The sequence below is a fragment of the Marinobacter sp. AC-23 genome (assembly GCF_001858325.1).
Taxonomy (GTDB): Bacteria; Pseudomonadota; Gammaproteobacteria; order Pseudomonadales; family Oleiphilaceae; genus Marinobacter.
The window spans coordinates 24,451-35,102 of the sequence record NZ_MBPP01000002.1 but is presented as its reverse complement, the minus strand read 5'-3'; the positions used below and the strand labels follow the sequence as shown (position 1 = coordinate 35,102).

The window sequence follows — 10,652 nt, the reverse complement described above, 5'->3', positions numbered from 1 at the left end:
GGCTTTCACGTCGTGAAACTGCTCAAGCTCGTGGTCGTTGAATTGGATCGCCATTTGCCGAATCTTTTCCACGCCTACGCCGTGCTCGCCGGTAATGCAGCCGCCAACGTCCACACACATTTTCAGTATGCTGGCACCAAAGGCTTCTGTGCGCTCAAACTCCCCCGGCACATTGGCATCAAATAGAATCAACGGGTGCAAGTTGCCATCGCCGGCATGGAACACGTTGGCTACGCGCAAACCAAACTCCTCAGAAAGTTTCTGCATTTCTGTCAGTACGAAGGCAATGTGGCGCCGGGGAATGGTGCCATCCATGCAGTAATAATCCGGAGAAATACGGCCAACTGCTGGGAAGGCGGACTTTCTGCCCAACCAGAGCAGCGTGCGCTCCTGTTCACTTTGGGAGGTGCGAACCGAGGTGGCGCCCAGCTTGCGGAAAACAGCCTCAGCCGCCGCTATGTGCTCGTGCACTTCCTCTTCGGTGCCATCTACTTCGCATAGCAACAGCGCTTTTGCATCGCGAGGGTAACCAGCGCCGGCAAAGTCGTCTGCGGCTACAATGGCGTAGCCATCCATCATTTCCAGCCCACCCGGAATAATACCGTGGGAGATAATACCGCCCACGGCATCACCGGCTTTTTGAACGCTGTCAAAACCGGCCATCACAACTCGCGCCACTTCAGGCTTAGGCAGAAGCTTTACCTTCACTTCGGTGACCACACCCAGCAGCCCTTCCGATCCGGTTATCAGGGCGAGCAAATCCATGCCGCAGCCATCAAGACCGTCGCTGCCAACGGTAACCACATCGCCTTCAGCGGTCACCATTTCCACACTGAGAATGTTGTGCACTGTGAGGCCATACTTCAGGCAGTGCACACCGCCTGAGTTTTCAGCCACATTGCCGCCAATGGTGCAGGCAATCTGCGATGACGGGTCCGGGCCATAATAGAGCCCATACTGAGCCGCCTCTTCGCTGATGGCGAGGTTGCGAACGCCCGGCTGAAGACTGGCCGTTCGTGCCAGTGGATCTATGTGCAAGATACGGTTGAACTTGGCCAGCGAGAGCACCACGCCCTCTTTGTGCGGCATAGCCCCGGCGCTCAGGCCAGTTCCTGCGCCCCGAGCGACTACGGGAACCCCGTGCTCATAGCAAATGCGCATAATGCGCTGCACCTGGGTTACGGTTTCCGGCAGCACAACCAGCAATGGCATCTCACAATACATAGACATGCCATCGCATTCGTAGGGCTTCATGGTTTCATCATCTGTAATGATGTAGTCCGGATCAATAAATGTCCGGAACTTTTCAGCCAGTTCTGCTTGGCTGATTTTCGGTTCATTTTTCATAACAGCTCTCTTAACCTGGCTACTTCAACCTATCTTTCTCAAGCGCTTTGGGCCGCGAAGAAGTCCAAGCCAGCCTGGGCACAATCCATGTCCTGTTGCGGTGTGCCAGAGCTGAGCCCGATACCTCCCACAACTTCGCCATTAACCATCACCGGTAGGCCCCCGCCGACCGAGCTGATGCGGCCACCCACCTCAGTATGAATGCCAAACGCCAAGCTGCCCGGCACGTTCACTGTATTGTAATCATGGGTGGCTTTTTTGGCCGCAGCGGCTGTGAAGGCTTTGTCCTGGGCAACAATCACACTGCTGGTTTTGCCGCCATCCATGCGCTCGAACGCAATCAAATTGCCAGACTCATCCACAATGGCTATACACATGGGCACGCCAATGTTCTGGGCCTTTTCGGCCGCTCCGGCGATCAACAGTCGAGCCTCGGAAATATCCAGTCTTTTAATCGTTAACATAATGCTTACCTCCAAATAATTAGCCATAAACCAGGCCAGGCAGCCATGTCACAACACCCGGGATGGCGATGCAAACCATCAACCCGAATGCCTGAATGGCGAGGAACACCAGAGCAGATTTAAAAATCGTACCCATGGAAATTTCCGGCGGGCACACGCCGCGGATATAAAACAAGGCATAACCGAAAGGTGGACTAAGAAACGACATCTGCATATTGACCAGATACAACACCCCGAACCAGAGCACTACATCATCTCCATCCACCGGTGGGAACCCAAAAAGTCCGTCAAACGTCAGTGCTTTTACGATAGGAATAAAGATTGGAACCGCCAGCAGCAAAATACCGACCCAGTCCAGGAACATGCCCAGCACCACCAGCAGTACCATCAGCAGAAACAGAATGCCGTAGGACGACATGCCCGTACCCAAAATGGCGTCGGTTACAAACTCCTGACCACCCTGAAGAATATAAAACCCGACAAACACAGAAGCGCCAAACATGATCCACAACACCATGGCAGTCGCTTTGGCCGTGGTTATTGAGGCCTCGCGCAGGCCGCCGATAGTGAACTTACGGTGCATCAGCGCGACCACTATGGCACCGAACGAACCGATACCCGCCGCTTCAACCGGAGTTGCGATGCCGCCGAACAGCAACCCAAGAACCAGAGCCACAAGAATCAGGGGCGCAACAAGCCCCTTCAGGAGACGCAGTTTTTCGCGTAGAGAAATACGCTCATCTATTGGTATCGGCGGCCCGAGGCTTGGGTTTAACCAGCTGCGAATCAGAACATAAGCAATATACAGGCTTGAGAGCATCAGCCCCGGAATCACCGAGCCCAGGTACAATTCACCCACTGACTGCTGAGCCACTACTGCATACAGAATAGCCAGGATAGACGGAGGGATAAGAATACCCAGCGTGCCGCCGGCCATAATGGAGCCAATCGCGATTTTGTGATCGTAGCCCCGCTTTAACATCGCAGGCAGCGCAATAATGCCCATGGTTACCACCGCCGCGCCGATAACCCCAACCATAGCTGCCAAGAGGGTGGAAGCCAGAATGGTTGCCGTAGCCAGGCCGCCACTGAGCCCACCCATCCACTTGTAGACCACACTGAACATTTCCTCGATCAGCCCTGCACGCTCCAGCATAGAGGCCATAAAAATAAACAGTGGAATCGCAGCCAGATCAGAGTTGGTCATCATCGGAAAAATGCGGCTGGGCACGATGTTCAACATCATCGAGTCACCCACCAGATAAACGAACAGCACCCCAAGCCCGCCAGTCACGAAGGCCAGTGGTAAGCCCATCATCAAGGCCACAAAAAGCGAACCAAACATCAGGTATGTCAGCGGACCAATTTCAACGCTGGAAAGACTGCCTGCCAATTTGAACAGGAATTTTTCATCACTGAATGGGTCGTAGAACAGGATGTTGATCATCTCGACACAGATGATCAGCCCGAACCCTACGGTGGCCAGAATCATTAGCCAGGTGCCAAGCTTACCCGCCAGGCCGGAGCCTGTAGCCGTTGTTGTATTGGTCGTCATGCGACACGCTCCTGGCCGAGGCGCATAAACAGAACAACATCCTTGATAAATTTGGATACACCCGCCAGCAGAAGCAAAGTAGAGCCGAGCAGCATCATGCCTTTAACGGGCCAATACTGAATGCCCCAGGTCTCAACCGTGGTTTCGCTCATGGAGTAAGAATTCTCGAAAAAAGTCCAGGACGTGATCATCAGCACCAACGCAAACACGAAGAAAAACATAGAAGTGAAGATATCCATCCCTACCCTGCCGCGCACCGGCAAGAGGTTGTACACCACGTCCACGCGCACGTGGGCGCCGTGCAGCATCGCAAATGCGCCTGCCAGTACATATTGCATCCCCAGCAGCAAGAAGCTGGCTTCATGCACCCAAACCGTAGGCTGGTTGAAGATGTAACGCATGATCACTTCAAAAAAGTAAAACACCACCGCGTTAATGGTCCAGAAAGCCACAAACTCACCGGATTTATCACAGATCCAGTCAATCACGCGGGTAAACCAGTTGCCTTCAAACTTAAGGTAGATCAAAGGGTCGTCTTCTTCCGCCTGCAGCTCGCCGGGGGTCATTCCAGGCTCTACGGGCTCCCCGCCTCGGGCGCGGGCCCATCTATCCCAAGCCATCATCATCAACGGCATCACCGCCAGCCAGCCCCAGTAAAACCAGTGCGGCATTACAAATCCGAAGCCTTCTAGGTCAGACATATTGATACTACCTCAGCCACAAAACAGGGAAGGCGGAGCGTCTCTCTTCCAGAGCAGCTCCAGCCCTCCCCTTCTGCTTTATTGTTATTGGATAACGCAGACTTACCTGCCTTCCACGCCTTCAATATCAGCTTCTGTCACATAGCCAACCGTATCGTTCATCATGTATTCCAGTTGCAGATCGAATATGGCGCGGGCATCCTTATCCTTGTTGGCCCACTTGTACCAAATGGGAATAGCTGCACGGCGAAATTCCGAGAGATCCGCCTGGCTAAGCCGGGTGACCGTATCGCCGTCTTTTTTGAACTTCTTCATAGCTTCGATGTTGCGCTTCTGAATGGTGAGGTAATGGCGCTGGGAATAGTTGCGGACTTCCTCTTCCACCAGCGTTTGCAGTTTCGGATCCAGGTTGTTCCAGTTCCGCAGGTTAACGGTAAGATCCATCAAGTCCACGGCTGGTAGATGGACATAACGCCCGGAGGACCAAACATGATGTAGTCAGTAACCTGGGAGAAACCCAGCTCGTAGTTCACCGCAGGGCCAACATAGTCCGCCGCATCGATGGTGCCTTTTTCCAGGGCCGGGAAAATATCCGAGCCCGGCAAGCTGACGGTAGACACACCGAATTGCTGGAACACTTCCGCAACCATGCCACCCGGCACGCGCATCTTCATGCCCTTGAGATCTTTGAGGTTATTAACCGGCTTTTTTGAGTGAATGATGTTGGCGTCGTGCTGGATTGGCCCCACGTAAAACAGACCATATTTTTTATAGATTTCCCGGGTCTTCTCCAGCATTCCCAGGGAGTAGAACATGGTGTCCCACTGGTGCGGCTGGTCTGGGCCGGCCGGATAGGAAGAAAGGAAAACAGATGCAGGAATCTTACCCGACCAATACAGGGTGAACGGATTCATGCCCTGCAACACGCCATTGCGCACAGCCTCAAACAACGCATTGTTGTCAGCGGCAACGGCTTTGGCAGGAAAGGGTTTGAAAATAAGCTCTCCGCCGCTTTTTTCTTCGATGCCCTCACACCATTCTTCAAACAGATCGTAGCCAACAGTACCCGCATCCCAGACTGACTGGATTTTCCAGGTGGTTGCGGCATAAGCCTGGCCTGCTCCCATCATCAGGGCGCCGACAAAAGCTGTACCAAGAACTGCAGCTTTGAGAAAACGTCTGCTCGGCGGGGCAATGCCGGCTTCGCAATTATTTGGGGTGGTCTTGCTCGGTTTCATTGAAACATCTCCGCTAAAATTGTTTTTATAGAGGTCAGAGCAGCACCGGCATAAAGTCCGGTATCAGAAAGGATATTCGTAGGCGGTTCCCGATTAGTCCAGCGGGAACCGCACTGGTCCGACCAGTTTTTGAATTCACAAAAATGGACGAATCCCTCCGGATCAGCCATATTCAAAGGGCTTGCACACAATTAGGTGCGAAAACCGAATAACAACAATGACAAGAGCCGCTGGTCCGACCAGTGGGTACGCAGGCTATCTGATGGCTATTTCACAGGAAATCTCCTACCGGCTGGAACGACTGATTCTTGACGGCGGGTTGGCGCCCGAACAAAAAATACCGTCGGAGCGGCAACTGGCTGCAAGCCTTCGGGTGTCACGATCGGTTATCCGCGAAGCACTTCACGAGTTACAGGGTCGTGGCGTGATCGAAACCCGGCACGGCAAAGGCTCCTTTGTTTCCACAATGGTGCCGGGGTCAGGCGATCTCAGTGCACAAGGCCCTCTGATGCACTTGTTTGAAGGGCACCCGAGAACTCTGTACGACCTACTGGAGGTGCGTGAGCAATTGGAGGGACAGGCCGCTTACCTGGCCGCGCAGCGGGCAACAGGTGTGGATCGCCACCGCATAACCAAAGCCTTCCGCGACCTGGAGGAAACCGACCCACTAAGCAACGCCCGCCCGGATCACGGCTTTCACCAGGCGATTGTCGAGGCCTCCCACAACCCGATTCTGGTCCACGTGCTCAACAGCCTCAAAAACATGATGCTGATGACCGTGCAAGCATCGGTTGCAAACCTGAACCCCCGGGCGGAGATGCGCAAAAAAATAGTCCTCCAGCACCGCCAGCTGTACGAGGCGATCATTTCCGGCAGGCCAGCCAGTGCCCAGAAGGTCGCCATGGCCCATGTACGCTTCGTAAGCAAAGCCATGCGTGACATGGAGCAGGAGGGCAGCACGCTGATCCGTACCCCGATTGAGCAGGAGGAGGTGCCGGGCAGTCATCTTCATCCACACAGCTGAAACCCGCAAATTACTTGCATTGAACACTCAGTGCGCCACAATAAGTCGCACATATCGTCGCTGAAAAATAGCCAAACTGTGCATAGAAGGTATTGATTTCCGCCTCCACAGTCAGTAAAACAAGCGCCTTTGAATTACAGCTTCAGGAGCCACCCATGGCGGACCAAGCGCCTTTGATCTGCAGGGACATACACAAAACCTTCGCCCAGCTTGAGGTGCTCAAAGGTATCTCATTAGAGACTCGCAAAGGCGATGTGGTTTCGCTGATCGGCAGTTCCGGCTCTGGTAAAAGCACCTTCCTTCGCTGCATTAACCTGCTGGAAACACCTACCTCCGGTGACATTATTGTTCACGGCGACCCTATCCGGTTTACCAACAACCGCAAAGGCGAACGCATTCCGGCGGATAACAAGCAAGTAGAATTGATTCGCGCCAAGCTTTCCATGGTGTTCCAGAGCTTTAACCTGTGGTCACACATGACCGTGCTGGAAAACATTACTGAAGCACCTATCAACGTGCTCAAGGTTCCCAAAAAAGAAGCCATCGAGCGTGCCGAGGCCTACCTGAATAAAGTGGGCATCTATGAGCGCAAAGACTATTATCCAGCCCAAATGTCCGGTGGCCAGCAGCAGCGCGCAGCCATTGCCCGGGCTCTGGCCATGGAGCCAGAAGTCATGCTTTTTGACGAACCAACGTCAGCGCTGGACCCGGAACTGGTTGGAGAAGTGTTGAAAGTTATGCAGAGCCTGGCCGAGGAAGGCCGCACGATGATCGTGGTTACTCACGAAATGGCGTTTGCAAAGGATGTGTCGTCTCAGGTGTTGTTTTTGCACCAAGGCGTCATTGAAGAACAGGGCACTCCCACGAAGGTATTTGATAATCCCGATTCGGAACGCATGAGGCAGTTTCTGGCTCCCAAGTTCTGACGTGCAGTGCTATCTTGACCGTTGTCAGATATAAATTTTCCACAAAAATAACGCCCATGAGGCGAGCCATTGGAGAAGTGACACATGAAAAAATTGATGATTGCAGCAAGCTGTGCTCTCGCCTTTATGGCTGGAAGTGTTCAAGCCCAGGACACGAGCATCGGAAGTTCCGACCCCAGAAGCCTGCGCATCGCATTCGACGTGCCTTATGAGCCTTTCGAGTACAAAGATGAAAATGGCGAGTTGACCGGTTTCGAAGTGGAACTGGCTGAGGCGATGTGTGACCAGATGAACGCAACTTGCAAGTTCGTGATCCAGGCATGGGACGGCATGATCCCCGGCCTGCTCGCTCGCAAGTTCGATCTGATCATGTCGTCCATGTCCATAACTGAGGAACGTGCAAAGCGGGTTCTATTTTCCGAGCCGTACTACATTACTCCAGGCGGCTGGTTTGGCCCTGAAGATTTTAATACCGACGTGACCGACATGGACGCCATGAATGGCAAAACCGTAGGCGTTCAGCGTGGCACCACCATGGACACCTTCGTAACCGAAAAGATGGGTAACGTTGTATCTATAAAGCGCTATACCACGGCTGACGATATGGTTCTGGATCTGGAAGGCCAGCGCCTTGACGTGGTGTTCGTGGATTACCCGGTAGGCGAGCAGACTGTTCTATCCAAAGATGGCTTCAAGGAAGTTGGCGAGTCGGTCAAGCTGGGTGAAGGCGTTGGTGTTGCCATGCGCAAGCGCGACGCAGATATTGCTCGGGAAGTGAACTCTGCCCTTCGCACCCTGAAAGAAGATGGTACCTATGACACCATCATGCAGAAGTACTTCGCGTACGACGTAAAGATCTGAAAAACACCAGCCTCAGGGGTAACCTTTGTGGCTGCCCCTGACTACCGGACGCGTCCATGTTTGATTTGAAAGGCTATGGCCCGGAACTGCTGAGCGGAGCAGTTGTTACCATAGAACTTGCCTTCCTGTCTCTTGCCCTCGCATTAGCCCTCGGGCTAATCGGTGCGGCTGCAAAGCTGTCGAACAGCCGTGTAGCTGTTGGCATTGCCACCACCTATACCACCTTGATTCGGGGCGTCCCCGACCTGGTGATGATGCTGCTGTTCTACTATGGCGGCCAGGTGGGCGTAAACATGATCTCCGACTATATTTGGGAAACCTACGAAGTCGACTTTTTCTTCCAGTTTAATCCGTTCATTTCCGGTGTTATCACCATCGGGCTGATTTTTGGCGCCTACATGACGGAAACGTTCCGTGGTGCGTTTCTGGCGGTTGAAACCGGCCAGATTGAAGCTGCACGCGCTTATGGATTCAGCAACTGGCACACCTTTCGTCGGGTGATGGTTCCACAAATGCTGCGCCATGCCCTGCCCGGCATTGGTAACAACTGGCAGGTGCTGCTGAAAACCACAGCGCTGGTTTCCATCATCGGCCTCACAGATATGGTGCGTGTGGCGGAAGAAGCTGCCAAGCAGAGCGCATGCCGTTCCATTTTTTCATTCCGGTGGCGTTTGTGTATCTCGCCCTTACGGCAGGCTCGGAGCTTTTCATAAAGTGGCTCGATAAACGAGCTAACGCCGGCGTAATTCAGGAGAGCTGATAATGCCACCCGACTTTATCGCCGCCTGGCTTAACAAAAATGACATTTTTACAGCCATGACCATCATGGAGTACTGGGATGGGATGGTTACGACCGTTCAGCTGGTGTTTCTGTGCCTGATTATCGGGCTAGTTTTTGCGGTTCCTCTGGCCATTATGCGTACGGTTAAAAACCCGTTCGTATCTGGCCCGGTGTGGTTTTACACCTATCTTTTCCGTGGCACGCCGCTGCTGATTCAACTCTATATTATTTACTATGGCGTGGCCCAGATTCCTGGTATTCAAGAGACGTTCTGGTGGGAGATTTTTCGCGAGCCTTTCTACCCCGCGCTGTTGGCCTTCACCTTGAATACGTGCGCCTATACCACAGAGATTATTCGTGGTGCGATTATTTCCACGCCCCACGGTGAGATTGAGGCGGCGAAGGCTTACGGTATGAGTTGGTTTTTGCGTATGCGGCGTATTGTGCTTCCCAGTGCAGCAAGGCGGGCGGTTCAGGCCTACTCTAATGAGGTTATTTTCATGCTGCATTCGAGTGCGATTGCGAGTGTGGTAACCATTGTAGATCTTACGGGTGCAGCGCGGAATATTTACTCGCGGTTTTACGCGCCGTTTGATGCGTTTATCTTTGTGGCATTTTGCTACATGGCACTCACGTTTACGATGGTGTTTGCGTTCCGCAAACTTGAAAATCACTTGTTGCGGCATCAGCGGCCTGTGGGCTCCTGAATATACAGGAGGCCATATGACCGCTCGCCCAGACCTTTTTGAACCCAACTCTGACTGGCTGTCACATACGCTCACTAACGCCACAGCTAACCTTCCAGAAATCAAAACCACGCTTCCCGACGGCACTCTCGTAAATCGCCAAAGCCTGGGCGTTCTGCAGGTAATCCCCCCAGTTGGCCGCGCCAACCCGAACCAGGAAGCGTTGATTGTTTCTGCCGGTATTCATGGTAATGAAACCGCGCCCATTGAGGTTTTGAACGCACTGGTTAGCGAACTGCTAAATGGGCAATGGCAGCTGGCTTGCCCACTACTGCTAATGTTGGGGAACCCGCCGGCTATGGCAGCCGGAGAGCGTTTTTTGGAAGTAAACCTTAATCGTTTGTTCCACGGTGCTCACGGCAAACCGGAGTACAAGGGGCTGCCAGAAGCGGCTAGGGCACAATTTCTTGAGGCGGCTTGTCGCCAGTTTGCCATTGCGCATCCGCAAGCTTTATCCCATTACGATTTGCACACCGCCATAAGGCCATCCCAACGGGAGAAGTTTGCGCTCTATCCGTTTGTTGAGGGTCGGCCGGTGCCGGAAGCACAGTGTGATTTTCTGCTGGAAGCAGAAGTGAAAACGCTGTTGCTACAGCACAAGGCAGGGACTACGTTCTCGTCGTTTTCATCCTCTGAACTGGGCGCTGAGAGCTTTACCGTGGAATTAGGCAAGGTAAGGCCGTTTGGTGAGAACGATCCTGGGCGTTTTGACGGAATCAAGAAGGCTCTGAGGCGTCGTTTTTGTGGCGAGGCGGCTCCCGCAAAACAATCATCGTTCAACCAGCTCAAGGTGTTTGAGGTGGTGCATGAGATCCTGAATACCGGCAAGAATTTCCAGTTTCACATTCCCGATGATGTGGCCAATTTTACCGAGTACCCGCCAGGCACCGTCATCTGGGAAGATAATGACACCTGTTATCGGGTGGAGCGCTCGCCTCAGGCAATTGTGTTTCCCAACCGGGATGTGCCGGTTGGCCAACGAGTGGGCCTGATGATCAGGTCACGGTAA

The 10,652-nt window shown here is 53.3% G+C and carries 9 protein-coding genes and 2 pseudogenes; 6 read left to right on the top strand and 5 right to left on the bottom strand.

The features are described from left to right. The 5 genes and pseudogenes from BCA33_RS02700 to dctP form a co-directional block, all read right to left on the bottom strand. Positions 1 to 1,347, bottom strand: a 1,347-nt coding sequence (locus BCA33_RS02700) for an FAD-linked oxidase C-terminal domain-containing protein (RefSeq protein ID WP_071263310.1), incomplete at its 3' end; no start/stop codon positions are given. Positions 1,348 to 1,385: 38 nt separating this feature from the next. Then, on the bottom strand, positions 1,386 to 1,811 hold the full coding sequence (locus BCA33_RS02695; protein WP_071263312.1) for a heme-binding protein: 426 nt from the start codon (positions 1,809 to 1,811) through the stop codon (positions 1,386 to 1,388). Between the two features lie 19 nt (positions 1,812 to 1,830). Beyond that, on the bottom strand, positions 1,831 to 3,366 hold the full coding sequence (locus tag BCA33_RS02690) for a TRAP transporter large permease subunit (protein ID WP_071263308.1): 1,536 nt from the start codon (positions 3,364 to 3,366) through the stop codon (positions 1,831 to 1,833). Then, on the bottom strand, positions 3,363 to 4,067 hold the full coding sequence (locus tag BCA33_RS02685) for a TRAP transporter small permease subunit (RefSeq protein WP_071263306.1): 705 nt from the start codon (positions 4,065 to 4,067) through the stop codon (positions 3,363 to 3,365). The genes BCA33_RS02690 and BCA33_RS02685 overlap by 4 nt, the downstream gene beginning before the upstream one ends. 102 nt (positions 4,068 to 4,169) lie before the next feature. Beyond that, positions 4,170 to 5,194: pseudogene (gene dctP / locus BCA33_RS02680) on the bottom strand (TRAP transporter substrate-binding protein DctP). 373 nt (positions 5,195 to 5,567) lie between these two features. Here dctP and BCA33_RS02675 point away from each other — a divergent pair. The 6 genes and pseudogenes from BCA33_RS02675 (at position 5,568) to astE (ending at position 10,652) form a co-directional block, all read left to right on the top strand. Then, positions 5,568 to 6,329, top strand: a complete 762-nt coding sequence (locus tag BCA33_RS02675; protein ID WP_071263304.1) for an FCD domain-containing protein — start codon at positions 5,568 to 5,570, stop codon at positions 6,327 to 6,329. Between the two features lie 155 nt (positions 6,330 to 6,484). Further along, complete coding sequence (locus tag BCA33_RS02670) at positions 6,485 to 7,255, top strand: ABC transporter ATP-binding protein (RefSeq protein ID WP_071263302.1); 771 nt, start codon at positions 6,485 to 6,487, stop codon at positions 7,253 to 7,255. An 84-nt stretch (positions 7,256 to 7,339) separates the two neighbouring features. Continuing rightward, positions 7,340 to 8,116 carry a transporter substrate-binding domain-containing protein gene (locus tag BCA33_RS02665; protein WP_071263300.1) on the top strand — a complete coding sequence of 259 codons (777 nt, stop codon included), beginning with the start codon at positions 7,340 to 7,342 and terminating at the stop codon, positions 8,114 to 8,116. 56 nt (positions 8,117 to 8,172) lie between these two features. Beyond that, a pseudogene (locus BCA33_RS02660) lies at positions 8,173 to 8,876 on the top strand (ABC transporter permease). A 2-nt stretch (positions 8,877 to 8,878) separates the two neighbouring features. Beyond that, positions 8,879 to 9,604, top strand: a complete 726-nt coding sequence (locus BCA33_RS02655) for an ABC transporter permease (protein WP_071263299.1) — start codon at positions 8,879 to 8,881, stop codon at positions 9,602 to 9,604. A 16-nt stretch (positions 9,605 to 9,620) separates the two neighbouring features. Then, positions 9,621 to 10,652 (top strand): succinylglutamate desuccinylase, encoded by a 1,032-nt coding sequence (gene astE, locus BCA33_RS02650; RefSeq protein WP_071263297.1) that lies wholly within the window; start codon positions 9,621 to 9,623, stop codon positions 10,650 to 10,652.